Source organism: Bacillus sp. NSP9.1, assembly GCF_000465465.2.
In the GTDB taxonomy this organism is placed as follows: domain Bacteria; phylum Bacillota; class Bacilli; order Bacillales; family Bacillaceae; genus Bacillus; species Bacillus sonorensis_A.
On record NZ_CP048273.1, the window covers coordinates 230,038 to 245,796 of the forward strand.

Genomic DNA, 15,759 nt, shown 5'->3' on the forward strand with positions numbered 1-15,759 from the left:
AACTTTCCGAGGAGTGAAAAGTGTGAAATTAGCATTGGATCCATCGATGTATCGTGATGATTTAACTTTGGAGGAAACGGTCTATAAAACGGCGGAGCTTGGCTACGAATATATCGAACTATCGCCGCGCGAAGATTTTTGTCCATTCTATAAATATCCGAAAGTCGATTCAGCAAAAATCAAACAATTAAAGCGGCTTTTAAGAGATACCGGTGTTAAGCTTTCATCGCTCCTTCCGCTTTACCACTGGGCAGGTCCTGATGAAGATCGCCGTCAGGCAGCTGTGCGCAACTGGAAAAGGGCGATCGAAATTGCGGTCGAGCTTGAAGTCGATTTGATGAACAGCGAATTCAGCGGTTCAAAATACGATCCTTTAACAAGTGAAGAAAAATTTATCAAATCCATGGATGAGCTTCTGCCAGTCTTTGAAAAAGAAGGCATTAAACTCAATCTTCAAGCCCATCCATACGATTTTATCGAAACGCACAAAGGTGCGATGGATATGATCCGCGCGCTTGACAAGGATTGGATCAATCTTGTCTACTCGACTGCGCATACATTCTTCTATGATGACGGCAAAGGCGACATCGAGACAATGTTTGACGAAGCCGGCGACCGCCTCACACATGTTTTATTTGCAGATACCTATAATCATAAAGCGGCTCATGGCCTTCGCTACATTGTCAATCCGCCTGACGCGAAAGTAACGGTTCACCAGCATTTAGATATTGGTCAAGGCGAGGTCGATTTTGATACGATCTTCAGAAAGCTGAGAGAGATGAAGTTCGACGGAATTGCGACGAACGCCGTTTTTGCTTGGGTCGACGAAAGAGCGGATGAATCAAGCAGATTCATGCTTGAAAAATTGAAACAGGAACTATTAGGATAAGCCCCTGAGTTCGGCGCCAGGCCGAACTCTCTCTTCACAAGAATATCAGATAAGGAGAATCTAATATGAAGCTATGCTTTAATGAAGCAACGACGTTGGAAAATTCAAACCTTGCAAAGGATCTCGAATACTGTGAGAAGCATGGATACGATTATATCGAAATCCGGACGATGGATAAGCTGCCTGAGTATTTAAAAGACCATTCTCTATCAGAATTGGCCGAGTATTTTCAAACACATCATATTAAACCGCTTGCATTAAATGCCTTAGTTTTCTTCAATAACCGTGATGAAGAGGGGTACAAGAGCATCATCACCGAATTCAAAGGCATGATGGAAACGTGCAAGGCGCTTGGCGTGAAATACGTAGTCGCCGTTCCGCTCGTTACAGAAGAGAAAATATTGAAAGAAGACATCAAAAAAAGCTCTGTCAGCGTCTTGACTGAGCTGTCCGATATCGCCGAGCCGTACGGCGTGAAGATTGCTGTTGAATTTGTCGGGCATCCGGAATGTACCGTCAATACGTTCTCACAGGCTTACGATATCTTAAACACGGTCAACCGCGATAATGTCGGGCTTGTGTTTGACAGCTTCCACTTCCATGCTATGGGCTCAAATCTTGAAGACTTGAAGCAGGCGGATGGAAAGAAAATTTTTATTTATCACATTGATGATACGGAAGATTTCCCGATCGGCATTTTAAGAGATGAAGACCGTGTATGGCCGGGACAGGGAGCGATTGACTTGGATGCTCACCTATCCACTTTAAAGGAAATCGGTTTTTCAGACGTTGTGTCTGTTGAATTGTTCAGACCTGAATATTATAAGCTCAGTGCGGAAGAAACGATTAAAAAGGCAAAAGAAACAACGGTTGACGTTGTGTCAAAATACTTCAAGATGTAACACGAGATAGGAGGGGTGAACGTGGCTTTCGTTTCCATGAAGAATCTTCTTCGAGAAGCAAAGAAACAGCATTACGCAATCGGCCAGTTTAATATAAACGGCCTTCAATGGACAAAGGCGATTTTACAAGCGGCGGAAGAAGAGCGGTCACCTGTCATTGCGGCTGCCTCTGACCGGCTCATTGATTATTTGGGCGGATTTAAAACGGTTGCCGCCATGGTGGATGCACTGGTCAAAGAAATGTCAATCACCGTTCCGGTTGTCTTGCACCTCGACCACGGAAGAAGCCCTGAGCGCTGTAAAAAAGCGATTGACGCAGGCTTTAGTTCAGTGATGATTGACGGTTCCCACTCCCCGATTGACGACAATATCGCCATGACAAAAGAGGTCGTAGCTTATGCCCGGGCACACAATGTGTCTGTTGAAGCAGAGGTGGGCACAGTAGGCGGTATGGAAGACGGGCTCGTCGGCGGCGTGAAATACGCCGATATCGAGGAATGTGAACGCCTTGTCAAAGAAGCCGATATTGATGCGCTGGCTGCAGCTCTCGGCTCTGTCCATGGTAAATATCAAGGTGAGCCTAATTTAGGATTTAAAGAAATGGAAGAAATTTCACGGGTGACAGATATTCCGCTTGTTCTTCATGGGGCTTCGGGAATCCCGACTGACCAAATCGAAAGGGCGATCCGGCTCGGTCATGCAAAAATCAACATTAATACCGAATGCATGGTGGCCTGGACTGAGAAAACCCGCAGCATGTTTAAAGAAAATCCGGATCTGTATGAACCGCGCGCCTATATGACGCCTGGGATCGAAGCCGTCAAGGAAACGGTCAAGCTGAAAATGAGAGAGTTTGGGTCCTCCGGAAAAGCCGCATACACCCAAGAAATCAAAGTCTGATTGAGATATAAAAACCTGCCGGCACTCACTTTCGATAGTGAGTGTTTTTTTATTGTAAAGGAATACTAAAAGTTCCAAATTTATATTGACTGTAATTGATATAATAGTTATAATTTCCTTCATAATCCATTTGGGTCAGAAAAGAGTATATTTTCTGACGAATCTGCACAGCAAGACGATAACAAAATAAGGTGAAGTGAATATGCTAGCAAACGTTTTGAAGTTTCGGGTTCACATTTTATTTGGCGTTTTATGTTTAATCGGCGGAACGACCTGGGCTTTTCAAAAGGTCGGGCTGAGCGACAGCCTTCCGTTTTGGTCCGCAGGCATGAGATTTATGATCGCAAGCGTCATCATTGCCATCGTTCTTTTCATGCGCCGACAATTTGTGTTTTCAAAAGAATTGCTTGTGCTCTCGGTTTTCAACGGCATCATGTATTTTTCCATCCCTTTTGGTTCGGTTTACTGGGCTTCTCTTTATTTGCCAAGCGGTTTGGTTTCCATCTTGGCAGCCAGCATCTCCGTTTTTGCCCTGATCATCAATCGTTTAGTCAAAGGAACGCCGGCAACCAAATTGCAAAAATGGGGGATATGCCTCGCTTTGCTCGGCATCACGGTTGTTTTTGGCAATCAGCTGTTGATTCAAGTCGATTTGATTGAAATCATTGCCATGGTCGTGATTTTGTGTGCGATGTTCGGCTCGGCTTTTATTCAAATTAAAGTGCAGCAGAAAATCCAGTCACTGCCGATTTTGAGCTTTAACTCTCTGTCGATGTTAAGCGGCGGAGTCATTTTACTCCTTAGCAGTTTAGTGCTGGAAAGCGGCACAAGGACGTTTTCCGGTGTCAGCCTGATTGCCTTGTTGTATTTGGCGGTTGTCGGTTCGATATTGGGATTTTGGATCAATATTTATTTACTGAAAAAGTGGCACATTTCAAAAGCGACTTCCCACCTGTTTATTTCCCCTGTCATCGCTCTCTATATCGGATTTTTATTTTTGGATGAAAAATTGAATGCCAATATTTATTTAGGGACATTGCTTGTTATATTCGGCGTGATGTTCATTAATCTAAAAAAAGAAGAGAGGATCGCGAAAATTGACGAAACGAAACAAACACTTGGCCATCATCTGTCAAAATAAGCACTTGCCTTTTATTTTTGAAGAAGCGGAAAGCTTAGGTGTCAAGATTACGTTTTTTTACAATGCCGCCGAAGACCATCCGGGAGCTCTTCCGGCTGTTGATCGCTGCATCGCCATTCCGCTGTTTGAAGACGAGCCGGCGGCCATGAGAATCGTTCGGCAGACATATATCGAATCTCCGTTTGACGGTGTGATGACATTGTTTGAGCCGGCATTGCCTTTCACGGCGAAAGCCGCGGCGGCCTTGAATCTGCCGGGCCTCCCATTAGAAGCGGTTGAAAACTGCCGCAACAAAAACCGAACGCGCAGCATCCTGAAGGAGAACGGGCTGAATACGCCGCTCTTCTATGAAGTGGATCAGCTTGACGACCTGGAAGGTGAAAAGCTCTCATACCCTTTAGTCGTCAAACCGATCAACGGCTTTTCCAGCCAGGGCGTCGTCCGGGTCGATGACTGGGAACAGCTCAATGCAGCTGTTCAGAAGGTCGAAGCGATTAACCGGGGGGATCTCAGCAAATTTGTTCGGGAACACAGCGGCATCGTCGTGGAGCAATTTATCGACGGCCCCGAATTCGTTGTGGAAACATTGTCGATTCAAGGAAAGGTGCATGTTTTGTCGATCGGCTATAAAGGGGACGGCAAAGGCCCGTTTTTTGAAGAAGGCGTCTATATCGCCCCGGCCAGACTGGATGAAGAGCAGCGGCTATCGATTATCAAGGAAGTCACGGGCGCCGTATTGGCGCTTGGCATTCACCAAGGTCCGGCCCATACGGAGTTGAGACTGAACGAGGACGGCAAGCCTTATGTCATTGAGGTGGGCGCAAGAATCGGCGGCTCTGGCGTTTCCCATTTTATTGTCAAGGAAAGCACAGGAATCAACTTTATGCAGTTGGTCATACAAAATGCTTTTCAACCGTTAGAACAATTAAAGGACGACATTCACCCGAAAAGGACAGCGGGCAATTACATCATTCCTGTTCAAGGATCGGGCGCTTTTGAGAAAATTGACGGACTTGAAGAGGTGAAAGAAAAACCGGAAGTCAAACGGGTCTTTCAATTTTTCGAATCCGGCGCCGAGGTTCTCCCATATCCGCATTTCTCCGGTTATCCGGGGTTTATTTTAACAAGCCATGACACCTACGGGGACTGTGAGGCATTTTATCGGGAGCTGGATGATGAACTGACCATCATATATCAACCTAATCCAACAGGTACAATAGGAGGCTAAGATGATTCCGAATCAAGTGCAGGAAGAGCAGGCAGTCATGATCGTCCACACACTGGGACCGCAGGGCACGAATTGCGAAAAAGCCGGTCTGCTGTGGCTGAAGAACCAGGGGCTCCGCGGAGAAGTCAGACTGTATGAAACGCTGGAAGAGGCTTTGCTTCAAGTGAAAATGACGGAAAATTCAGTCCTTTTGGGCTGTGCCGTTTATCCGTATTTGCATAACATCGTATTCGAGAATCTAGTGGATTTAAAAATTATCGACAGCTTTGTCATGCCTACATACAACATGGTTTTTGCCGCAAAACAGGGCGCGGAAAAATCGAAGATTCAAACAGTCGCTTCCCATCCTGCGCCGGCTCATCTTGCAAAGCTCTTCAGCGACGATGTCCAATTGGTCACCAGCAACGCCAAAGCCGCGCTGGCCTGTGCCTTAAATGAGGCTGACGGCTGTATCACGACGATAAAAGCAGCTGATGAACACAACTTGCAAGTCATGAAAGATTTCGGCGAAGTGCCGATGTGTTTTACCATACACGGACTTAAAGGAGGAAGCTAATGCTGACTTTGACGCGCGACATTGTAAACCTGGTGAACGAACAAATCGTACCGCAGATTCATGAATTGCAAACATACCAAAATGATAAAGGACAGGTTGTGGAACAGCAAAATAGAGCGGAAGAGCTGCTTTTGCACTTGATGAAGGATGTGAGGGTGATATATGAGGCGGTTCATTTACAAGAAGCCGCGGCCGCTTTTGAACAGGATGTTTTGGACTGGCTCAGCCGCGGATTGGCAGAGACGCCGTATTTTGACCGGTTATTGACGGCTTACCGTGCGCCGGAAAACGGGGATGTCACCTTTTTTGCCGCTCCGATCGTGACACCGAACGGCCCGCATGCCAAAGGCTGTTTTTTTGAAGCCTTTTTAGCTGTTCGAGAAGAGCCGTCTATGATGAAGCCGATCGAAGCAGAGATGCCGCACCCGGAAAACGGCTGCCAATCGCTGAAGCTGCTCGCCGGAACAAAAGGGTTTACAGAAGAGAAGTGCATCGTCTTTTTTCCGGAAAATGTGAAAACGAAAGAAAAAGTCACAACCCAGACATTTGCGATTTTCTACTTTAATAAGTTTTATCAAATCTATCATGAGGACACGCTGAAGAGAGCGCAGGCGATTTTTGAAAACGTTCCTTTTAAGTCTCGCCATCTGCACCCGGATCGGACATATGAGGCGAGGGTCCTTTGGGGTTATTTGCACGACTATTACCACCATTGCGGGAAAAAGCCGTTCCATGAGCACATTCAAGCGAAAATGAATTTTTTTGCGGGCATTCTCGAGGAAGTAAAAGTCGATTGCCAATCGATCCTGGCTCTTGCGGAAAGACAGTACGACTATTGGGAAGAAATTATCGAGTTCGTGCTGTTTGAGCGGCTTTTACGGTATCCGAGCCAGCACAATGCCACACAAAACTTTGATTCGGGAACCGGGTTTTTCCTGTTTAGCTGGATCATTGAAAACGGCCGTTCCCTGCAAAGGGGAAGCGAGAAGCCTGTAGCGCTTGATCTTGCATTGTGCATGGAAGATTTGAAAAAGCTTGTTGCCGAAATCGAAAAACTGGAAGAGATAGAAGACGATTTGGCTTATAAAAAAGCGGCTGAGCATTATGTGAGGCGGTATTTGCCGCCCGGAAGCGAAGGTGAGCGCTTCAGCGTACCTGTTCAATATTTTATTCATGATCTCAACAACGGTATTGAAACATCCTATTTGCGATTTCAACACGATGAGGAGCTGAAACATTGAATCCGAAGCTAAGCAGCATTGGAGAGAAAATGAGTGAGAAGACAGGGGTTAGAGCGGTGATGGGGGACATTCAGGAAGTGCTGGCCGGGGGAAAGCGGCAATACATCAATTTAAGCGCGGGCAATCCTTTGATTCTTCCGGAAGCGGCTGCCATGTGGAAATCCGCTTTAGCAGGCTTATTAGAGGACGAGCGTTTTCCTTCAATCATCAGCCAATACGGGTCAAGCTACGGAACGGACGAACTGATTGAAAGTGTAGTCCGTTTCTTTTCCGAGAGGTATCATTTTGACATTCAAAAAGAAAATGTGCTGATTACGGCGGGAAGCCAGCAGTTATTTTTTCTGGCCGTCAATTCGTTTTGCGGAACCGGAAGCGATTCCGCCAAGAAGAAGGTCTTGATTCCCATGCTTCCGGACTATTCGGGATACAGCGGTGTCGCGCTTGAGAAAGACATCGTCCAAGGGATTCCTCCGATCGTTTCAATATTAGATGAACACACCTTCCGATACGAACTTGACCGGGAGCGATTTTTGCAAAGAATGGAGGCTGATCCGCACATCGGCGCTGTCATCCTCTCGCGCCCAAACAACCCTTGCGGAAATATTCTGTCTGCCGAGAATGTATTATTGATCTCAGACGCCTGCCGCAAAGCCAATGTGCCGCTGCTCATTGATTCCGCCTATGCTCCGCCGTTTCCGGCGATCAACTTCATCGACATGGAGCCTGTTTTCAATGACCAAATCATCCATTGCATGAGCCTTTCAAAAGCCGGGCTGCCCGGTGAAAGAATTGGCATCGCCATCGGCCCGTCCCGCTATATACAGGCAATGGAGGCGTTTCAGTCAAATGCGGCGATCCATTCTTCAAGGCTGGGGCAGTATATGGCGGCATCTGTTTTAAATAGCGGGCGTCTCGTTTCCATATCGGAAACGTGTGTGAGGCCATACTATAAGAGAAAATTTTCACTGTTGAACAGACTCCTTCACGAAAATATGGCGGATGGAATCAAGTGGTATATCCATAAAGGAGAGGGGTCGCTTTTTGGGTGGCTTTGGCTTGAAGACTTCCCGGCGGCCGATCAAGAGCTGTATGAACATTTGAAAGCGAACGGTGTCATCATCGTTCCCGGTTCATCCTTCTTTCACCATGACATACGGCATATGCCTCATGCGCACCAATGTATTCGGATCAGCCTTACGGCAGCGGATGAAGATCTAACAAGGGGAGTCGCTGTTTTGGCCAGCGTTGTGAAAGAATTGTGTCAGCAGAAAGTTCACTAAAAAAAGACAGGGGCTTAAATAACCCCTGTCTTATTCTTCAGCTCTTTCGGCGTCCGTTTTTCTCTTTCTGCGCCTTACCGTTATTAAAATCAGAATGACAGCTGCTGCGATGATCAAGACGAGAATTCCGAGATACAGCGTATTCTGCTGGCTGCTTTTCTTCGTCTCACTTGTTTCTGTTCCGCTCGTTTTGGATGCGAGCTGCTGGTGATTGGTGAACAGCTGCTGACTGTCCGTTTCATTGATCACGGTCGCTGTGTTGTCATTGCTCTCCAAAAAGCTGATCATTTCTTTTGTGACTGCAGTGCCTTTTCCATGAAGCGGAGTGAAAACCGCCATCGAGTAATTTTCATCCCACAGCGATGTCTGGGTAAAAGCGACTCGTTTGCTTGTTTCATTCAGCATTTGAAAAGAAGATACGTCCAGCGAGCTTTTCGTCACCGGTACTTCCAGTTCCGCTGCTTTCTCCTGCAGAAGTGCAAACTGACCTATGCCTCCGATAAAAATGATGTTCCGGCCTTTTGCGTCTTTTGCATTCACTTCAGATGCTTTTCTTACTGTGAATGACTGACCTGCTTCACCGCCGAGGGAATTCGTCACAAGCGACAGTTCTTGAAGCTTCGCCTGATCTGCGCTGTCGGGAAGGATGATCAGTGTTGCTTTGTCCTGGTTTCCCGCGTATGGAAGCGGCCAATCTTGAAAATCGGCAGCGGCTGACGCGCTTCTGACAGGATAAGACAGTGTGCTGCTTTTATCAATAAAAATCCATTTGTCTTCGTCCGTCGCATAGCATGGATTGTTTTCCTTCAAGCCTGATGCGGTAAATTGAATATCGATGTAGCGGTTTTTTTGCAAAAGCTTCGGATCGACTTTTAGTGTGACATGATAAAAGCCGTTTTTGTCTTCTTTTTCTAAAGCATCAACCGTGACAGAATGAGGCTGTCCATTGATCATGATCTTCAGCTCTGCCTTTTTGGCAGACATATCGCTTTGATCGGCGGATTTTTCAATTGTTTTTGATTTTTTCAATACAAGCGACAGCTTTGCAGATTGAGTCTTGTCCAAAATCGCCGGAGCAGGATAATAATAATGCTCTGAAGAGGTTTGATCAGAGCCGATCGTCAAATCCCCCGCCCCGAAATCCTCAAGTGACAGCTTATGGCGATCGCGATTTTGCCGCTGTTGAAGCTTGCCGATGGCCAGTGTTTCACCGCTCAGCTGGCCGGTGTACGTTTTATCGGTGATCACGCTGATTTTCTCTGACAGGATGTCATCCGATTTGGCGGTGACAAACAGTACAGGCTGCTCTCTGTCCTTTGCTTTAAGGACCCGTTCCGCAAGCAATAGCTGATCTTCTTGCGCTTCAAGGTTATCCTGTTTCAAAAGCTTTTTCACCTTGCCGCTCCAATGGTGCTGAACCCCGATCAAAATCGTCGGCTTGTCGATCTGCTTTACGTCGGATTCGTTCAAGTATGAAACGGTTATGCTGTTATCAACCGTCTTAAGATAGCTTTCCGTTTTGACCGCTGCTTCGATTTCCGCAGAACTCGGGTTATCCGGAATAACGATTGCGGTTTCTTCCGAGGTGTTTCCTGCTTGTGCGAAAGGATAAGGGTAATGTTCAAGTGCGGCCCCTTTTGCCAAGCTTTTGCTTCCCAATGTCAGACGGCTGTCCGGATAAATTTTGATCCAGTTGCCGGATGAGTCCTGTCTGACGCAGACGCCTTCTTTCACCACGCCGTAAAACTTCAAAGACAAGCTGTGGAAGCCTTGAGATGACTGGCTTTTGTTCAGCGAAAGCTTCAATTTCTTCCGTTTGGCATCCCCTTCAAGCTTTACCGTTTTAACCGGTTCACCATCAATCTCAACCGTCAGAGAGGAGGGGGCGATTAAAAGGTCTGACGCCTCATATTCAAGCAAAAGCTGCTGAAGGGAAGAAGCGCCTGCAGGGATTTGATATGTCAGCTCTGATGAGTCTTTTGCGCCGTACATTGTGATGAGATCGTTCGTGAGCATTTGCTCTTTGGATTGTTTGCCGCTGTTTTCCCCCAGAATCGAGCCGTCTACTTCGATGTCCTTAGCCAAGGCCGCTTGTCCGGTCATCGCCGCCAGCATGAAACTTAAGAGACATATAAATGCATGTTTCAAAAAAGTCACCCGCTTTTCTTTTGATTATATCGCTCTGTTTTGTACCATTTCACTTCTTGCTTGAACAGACGGTGCTTGATTTCTACGAATAAAGAATAAATCACAAGGACGATCCACGCCTGCGAGTATGTAAAGTACATCAGAAAAACGATGAAAACGTTTTGCTTGTTCATTTCTGTTTTTTCAATGCTCAGTGTAATCATGACTTCTGTCATGAAGAGGAAGAAAGCCAAAATCCACAGGATCATTGACAAAAAACCAACCGAGAGATGCAGATCATAAAATAAATTGATAACAAAAATCGCATTTGACATGATCACGCCGAAGAAAAACAAAAAATACGTAAAGAAGAAATAAAACAGGTCAAAGATAATCCGCTTCCGTTTCAGCTTGAAAAACTGGGCTAAAAACTTCAGGACGACATATTGATTGCCGCGCGCCCATCTTGTCCGCTGGCGCCACCACACCTTCCACGTTTCCGGCTCCTGTTCCCATGTAACGGCGGCCGGAAAGAAACGGATGTGGTAGCCGAGGTTGTATACGCGGATCGTCAGCTCGGTATCTTCGGCCAGCGCATTATCATCCCATCCGCCGAGCTGTTCGATAATGCTCCGGCGGATGGCAAAGTTGGTGCCGGGGATCGTGGCGATTTTGAACCACTTCCATCTTCCGCCCTGCGCCATCCATTGAAAGCAAATGGTCTCAATGTTAATAAACTTTGTCAGCAATGTTTTCGCCGCATTGATGACGCGGAATTTTCCCACCACGGCACCCGCTTTCCGGTCGTTCATCAGACCGAGAACAAGGTAGTAAACAGCCATTTTCTCCGGTGTGTTGTCAGCATCATATACACAAATGACATCCCCGTTCGATTCGGCAAACCCGGAATTGAGCGCGGAGGATTTGCCTTTTCCCGCATACGGCGGTTTGGTGACCACCATTTTAATGAAATCGTATTGTCTGGAAAACTCACCCACGATGTCACCCGTCCGGTCGGTCGAATTGTCGTTGATGACGATGATCTCCAGCCGGTCCTTCGGGTAATAGAGGTTGACCATCGCTTTCAGCGTCTGCCGAATCACGACTTCTTCATTGTGGGCTGGAATCAGAACGCTGACCTTCGGAAGGTCTTTCAAGTTCTCTTTCCACTTCGGGATGTTCAGCTCGTAGGTCATGTAGTGGCGAAATCCGCCCTGCATCAGAAACATGTGGTACAGCAGCATCACCCATATTAAGCTTAATGAGATAAAGAACAGAACATTACCCACGGCTTTTTCTCTCCTTAAAGATGCGTTTTTTTAATGTGGCTCTCAAGTAAAGGGTGTAGCTGAAAAACATGACGACAAATAAGAGCACGACGCTTGAGAGAATCCAAAGCGCCTTTTCCAGCGGGCTTTGCTGATGATGGTCGAAAAACTCTTCCATGGCATTCACCTTGCTATTGACGTGAATGGTGCCGTCTTCGCTCGTGCGAATGGTCACTTTGTCTGTTTGAACCGTTTGCTTTGTTTTCTTTAAATCAAGCCATTCGCTGTTCGGAATGTGTTCCATTTGATCAACCAGCTCGGGCAAATATTCCATGCCGAGATAGGGGTGGTAAAATGCTCCGGCTACTCCGCCTTCAAAATCGATCATTTGCGAGATATGGTCTTCGATATTGCCGAGCGGATTCGCATCTGACGCATCGACATAGCCCAGAGTTTCAGGATACAGCGTCATTCCATGCAGCATGGCTGGCTTCGTCACAAACGGTCCCGTACCGGAGGTTTTCCATGTTTCATCACTAAGCTGGACCTGGCCGATGATGCTTGAGAAATACTGTGAAGTGATCTGGTAACCATGCTCTGACATCGTGTAATGCGGCGCTTCAAATGCCAGCGGGTACAGCCCTTCCGCGGTTAAATCCTCAATAGCGTGCGTCAGCTTTTGTCGCGTATAGGTCTCTTCATTTTCTCTGAACGGCTTCAAATAACGGTTATAAGCCGCTTCATTCGGAAAATCCGCTTCTTTTTTTAAGAGGGACGGGTCATCCTCCGCATTTTGCGATGTGATCGGCTGATCAGCCTTGGCATCCCAAAATTCGAAGCCTTCCCCAGTTTCATCGTAGCGGTAGGCATGGGTATATCCATGAACAACCACACTGCCTCCCATGCTTTGCAGCTTCCGCAAAGATTTGACCAGCTTCGGCTTGTCAGACAGATAGACCTTTTCGCCTGTTTTCGGGTTCAAATAAACCGGAATAACAGCCAAGATAAAAGGGATGTTTCTCTCATACAGATAAGAACCCGCCTGCAGCAGCAATTTTTCATCTGACATCGGGCTGATGTCTTCCAGCCGCAAATATAAGAGTGTGTTCCCCGCCGCTATCCCGAATGCTTGTCTGAGCTGTTTGGCCAAGAGCAGGTTGTTGTTTAACAGGTTGGTTAAGCCGATATACACATTTGTCTTATCGGTTTCCCATACAAAAGGGTGTGCCTTCCCATCATCTGATGTGTATGTATACAATGCTTTCCCCTTCAAACCTGATACGCCGAGGACATTGAGCCCGCTTTTCAATGAGGCCGCACTGTTTTCACTCGTGCTGCGGACTTGGAAGACATTTTCTTCGTTTGTTAAAGAAAGGCCGGAAAATTGGCTGAATTGCCCGGCGTTAAAACCGATCGCAATCACGGGCGTTTCGCAGGCATTGATCTGTGACACAAGCTGCTTATTCAGCTTTCTTTTGGTTTGGCCGTAATAGATAATATGCTTTTTCTCTGCGAGATCCGTTTGCTTTACATCAGCATCTTTTTTGACAGTGACACGGGACGAGAAATGACCTGCGATCAGATCGAGCATTTTCACTTCTGACGATTCTTTTCCATCCAAGGTCGAATAGATGATGAGAATTCCGCCATTCTCCTGCGTCGCTGCCGCCGCGTCCGGGCGATAAAAAACGGCTGAGAGTATGAGTACAGCTGCGTATAGAAGAAAGCTTCGCTTACAGTTCATTCATCATCATCTCATTCTCCAGTTCTTCTAAAAATTGATCCGCCGTCTGCAAATCTTTGCGATATGTTAAGTAACATACGTGAAAGGTTAAGGTGATATATTTGCCATTTTGCAGCTGGTACGTGTCCAGTTGTTTTTTCAGCTTTGCCAGGACAGCGGGCATATGTTCAGCCGGCGTGTGGGTCAGAACAATCCCGAATCGTTCTTCAGAAGGACGGAATTTTTTGTCCGTTTCCCGTACACAGGATCTGATTTGGCTGCTGACAAATTGAAAGAGCCGATCGGTTTCTTTTTCTCCATACAAGGATTTAAACTCTTTGAAATAATGCATCTGCAGCAGCAAGAAAACAAATGAATTACCGTACCGCTCCGCGCGCTTCATTTCTTCTGACAGCTCCAGCTTCATTCTCTCTTTATTATCAAAGCCCGTCACTCTGTCAATCGCGACAAAGCTTTTGATTTCAGACTGAAGTCGTTTGACTGAATGCTGAAGTTCAACTGCAATATCGTGAATTCTTCCTGAGAAAAAGGAAAAGAGCAAGAGGGCCATTCCCCAGACGACGAGCATTTTCATGCCTTCTTCAGGCGGAAAAACCGCGGCCTGGCTCGCTTGCAAAACCATCATTAAGGTTCCGAGAACAAATAAAACGACGATGGTTCCCGCCAGCGCGTAAATCGGTCCAAGCCATATTCCCGCTCCGATGACGGCAAATGAAATACAAATGATCAAAACGGCTTCGGACTGCTCGGCTGAGACATAATAAATAAACAGAGAAAGAGCCGCTGCAAGCCCAGTCATGTAGGCAAACATTTTCTGTAAATCAGTGAATGATATTTTCATCAAAAAGCTTCCTTTCCGCCAGTAAAGGCAGCAGGTTGTCAAAAGAGTGCGTATTATCGCCGCTCATATATCCGCCATAATACGCTTCAGACGAATCAAGAATTTCAAACTCGATCATCTTTTCATAAAGCGCTTTGACCACGGCTTTGTCTTCATCTTGATTTATGAAAAACAAAATGGTCAAAGCGTAAACGGATGGCGACTCGTATTGAACGGCCGGTTTTTTCGTATCCGCCCAATACCGTCCATACAGCTTTCCATTCGCTTGAAACTCCTGTTTGATCCAATCCGCCAAAACAGCGGCTTTTTGATCCCCCTGCTGCAAATGCCATGCCGCATACAGCTGATCGATGAGGTTAATCTCGTTGTCATAGCTGTATTCCTTTGTCTCTGTGTTGTACAATTTCGGCAAAAAACCGTTTTTCAAAGGAGCGGTATAAAGAATATTGACATTCCGCTCTACGGTCTCTTCATCGATGGTTCCATTCTTTTTCAATACGGCTAACGCATCAGGCATAATATACGAAAGGGTGATATCCTTTGACGCCGCTTTGGAAGAAGAGTCATAGAAATCGGTAAAAATCCCGTTGTTCATGTTGTATGTTTTTAAAGCAGCGCCGATTTGTCGTGCCGTTTTCTTATACTTCCGGTTTCCCCACAGATCGGCTGCCTGATCCAGGGTCAGCATGATTCTGAGATCATCTATCAGGGCGTTCGCCCCGCTCGCTTGTCCATTTTCAATTTTCCATGTCACCAGGCCGCTGTTCATGAGAAACGATTCGGTCAAGTGCTGATATTGCTCTTGAAAATGAGTTCCGTCCTTTTTGTCAACTAAAAATTCCATCCACAAGCCGAGTGATTCGGATAAGTAAACAGGCTGATCCGAGAGACTTGTTTTCATAAGCCCCTCATCACTTATTAAATGATGAAAAATGAAATGCTCGGCAGGCTGCCGCGATTCATTGTCCTGCTCCGCGCTATGCTTGTTTCCGGCTTGGATAAAGCCGATGGAAAGACCAATGGTTAAAGCGCATAAGATGAAACCGATCAATACATACCTCACGGGGCGCCCCCCTCCTTTACATCACCTGAATGTCCAGCTTGCTGGGAAAAACCATGACATATTTCATTAATTATAAATGAAAAAATGGAGATTGCTAGGGGTTTTTTAATCTTTTTGAACTATTTTTATAAAGGGCTAAAGACTGCCGTTCGATTTTTTTAGCTATAGATATCATCTCATCATTTCTCTTTCATTTGGGAATGTAAAAATAACCAATTGGAGCGCCAGGGGTGAGGGAAGGAGGGCATCTTCTTTGAAAGACTTTCGAAAAATTAAGGAGATCATCACGAGAGGCAAAAGGAAGGGGGGGTCCCTTTATTTTCCTTGAGTGCATATTATATTTAATTTTTTACAAATATCATAATTTTTATAACAGCCTATTAATCATCTTGATGTTTAATAGGAAAAAAATGAAAAAAAGAAGTGTTTGAGTATGGGGAAATTAAAAAAGTCAGTGGGAACGGTTGCTGTTACGGCGGCAATTCTCTTCTCAGCGCTGCCTGCAAGCGCAGCTGAGTACGTGTGGGTCAGGGATGCATATCCAAACATGTACGATTATGTTTATGACTCAGTACACAA

13 protein-coding genes are annotated in these 15,759 nt (G+C 46.1%); 8 read left to right on the forward strand and 5 right to left on the reverse strand.

All coding sequences use genetic code 11. The annotated features are described in order from the left end of the window. Nucleotides 1–22 precede the first annotated feature (22 nt). The 8 genes from M654_RS01210 (at nucleotide 23) to M654_RS01245 (ending at nucleotide 8,137) form a co-directional block, all read left to right on the forward strand. Complete coding sequence (locus M654_RS01210; RefSeq protein WP_026589371.1) at nucleotides 23–889, forward strand: sugar phosphate isomerase/epimerase family protein; 867 nt, start codon at nucleotides 23–25, stop codon at nucleotides 887–889. 65 nt (nucleotides 890–954) lie between these two features. Continuing rightward, complete coding sequence (iolI, locus tag M654_RS01215) at nucleotides 955–1,791, forward strand: 2-keto-myo-inositol isomerase (protein ID WP_026589370.1); 837 nt, start codon at nucleotides 955–957, stop codon at nucleotides 1,789–1,791. A 21-nt stretch (nucleotides 1,792–1,812) separates the two neighbouring features. Further along, complete coding sequence (gene fba / locus M654_RS01220) at nucleotides 1,813–2,691, forward strand: class II fructose-1,6-bisphosphate aldolase (protein WP_026589369.1); 879 nt, start codon at nucleotides 1,813–1,815, stop codon at nucleotides 2,689–2,691. A 202-nt stretch (nucleotides 2,692–2,893) separates the two neighbouring features. Continuing rightward, on the forward strand, nucleotides 2,894–3,832 hold the full coding sequence (locus tag M654_RS01225) for a DMT family transporter (protein WP_026589368.1): 939 nt from the start codon (nucleotides 2,894–2,896) through the stop codon (nucleotides 3,830–3,832). Continuing rightward, nucleotides 3,789–5,060 (forward strand): ATP-grasp domain-containing protein, encoded by a 1,272-nt coding sequence (locus M654_RS01230; RefSeq protein ID WP_026589367.1) that lies wholly within the window; start codon nucleotides 3,789–3,791, stop codon nucleotides 5,058–5,060. Before M654_RS01225 ends, M654_RS01230 begins: the two co-directional genes overlap by 44 nt. Before the next feature lies 1 nt (nucleotide 5,061). Further along, nucleotides 5,062–5,616 carry a type 2 periplasmic-binding domain-containing protein gene (locus tag M654_RS01235; protein ID WP_026589366.1) on the forward strand — a complete coding sequence of 185 codons (555 nt, stop codon included), beginning with the start codon at nucleotides 5,062–5,064 and terminating at the stop codon, nucleotides 5,614–5,616. After that, complete coding sequence (locus tag M654_RS01240; RefSeq protein ID WP_026589365.1) at nucleotides 5,616–6,857, forward strand: DUF6421 family protein; 1,242 nt, start codon at nucleotides 5,616–5,618, stop codon at nucleotides 6,855–6,857. Before M654_RS01235 ends, M654_RS01240 begins: the two co-directional genes overlap by 1 nt. Next, nucleotides 6,854–8,137: a valine--pyruvate transaminase gene (locus M654_RS01245; RefSeq protein WP_026589364.1), complete on the forward strand. Its 1,284-nt coding sequence runs from the start codon at nucleotides 6,854–6,856 to the stop codon at nucleotides 8,135–8,137. Before M654_RS01240 ends, M654_RS01245 begins: the two co-directional genes overlap by 4 nt. Nucleotides 8,138–8,167: 30 nt before the next feature. Here the strand turns inward: M654_RS01245 and M654_RS01250 are convergent, their stop codons facing one another. From M654_RS01250 to M654_RS01270, 5 genes are read right to left on the reverse strand one after another with little or no spacing between them, the layout of a single operon-like run. Continuing rightward, complete coding sequence (locus tag M654_RS01250; protein WP_026589363.1) at nucleotides 8,168–10,285, reverse strand: cellulose biosynthesis cyclic di-GMP-binding regulatory protein BcsB; 2,118 nt, start codon at nucleotides 10,283–10,285, stop codon at nucleotides 8,168–8,170. Between the two features lie 5 nt (nucleotides 10,286–10,290). Beyond that, nucleotides 10,291–11,553 carry a glycosyltransferase family 2 protein gene (locus tag M654_RS01255; RefSeq protein WP_026589362.1) on the reverse strand — a complete coding sequence of 421 codons (1,263 nt, stop codon included), beginning with the start codon at nucleotides 11,551–11,553 and terminating at the stop codon, nucleotides 10,291–10,293. Then, nucleotides 11,546–13,276 (reverse strand): DUF2334 domain-containing protein, encoded by a 1,731-nt coding sequence (locus M654_RS01260; RefSeq protein ID WP_026589361.1) that lies wholly within the window; start codon nucleotides 13,274–13,276, stop codon nucleotides 11,546–11,548. The genes M654_RS01255 and M654_RS01260 overlap by 8 nt, the downstream gene beginning before the upstream one ends. Next, the gene (locus M654_RS01265; protein WP_026589360.1) at nucleotides 13,266–14,117 is read right to left on the reverse strand and encodes a diguanylate cyclase domain-containing protein; all 852 of its coding nucleotides are present in this window, start codon (nucleotides 14,115–14,117) and stop codon (nucleotides 13,266–13,268) included. The genes M654_RS01260 and M654_RS01265 overlap by 11 nt, the downstream gene beginning before the upstream one ends. Then, nucleotides 14,098–15,180: a hypothetical protein gene (locus M654_RS01270; RefSeq protein WP_026589359.1), complete on the reverse strand. Its 1,083-nt coding sequence runs from the start codon at nucleotides 15,178–15,180 to the stop codon at nucleotides 14,098–14,100. The genes M654_RS01265 and M654_RS01270 overlap by 20 nt, the downstream gene beginning before the upstream one ends. Nucleotides 15,181–15,759: the final 579 nt, after the last annotated feature.

Excerpts from the sequence above, each read along its gene's own strand:
- M654_RS01225 (WP_026589368.1), top strand. The coding sequence starts at position 2,894 with ATGCTAGCAAACGTTTTGAAGTTTCGGGTTCACATTTTATTTGGCGTT.
- M654_RS01240 (WP_026589365.1), top strand. The coding sequence starts at position 5,616 with ATGCTGACTTTGACGCGCGACATTGTAAACCTGGTGAACGAACAAATC.
- iolI (WP_026589370.1), top strand. The coding sequence starts at position 955 with ATGAAGCTATGCTTTAATGAAGCAACGACGTTGGAAAATTCAAACCTT.
- M654_RS01265 (WP_026589360.1), bottom strand. The coding sequence starts at position 14,117 with ATGAAAATATCATTCACTGATTTACAGAAAATGTTTGCCTACATGACT.
- M654_RS01260 (WP_026589361.1), bottom strand. The coding sequence starts at position 13,276 with ATGAACTGTAAGCGAAGCTTTCTTCTATACGCAGCTGTACTCATACTC.
- M654_RS01235 (WP_026589366.1), top strand. The coding sequence starts at position 5,062 with ATGATTCCGAATCAAGTGCAGGAAGAGCAGGCAGTCATGATCGTCCAC.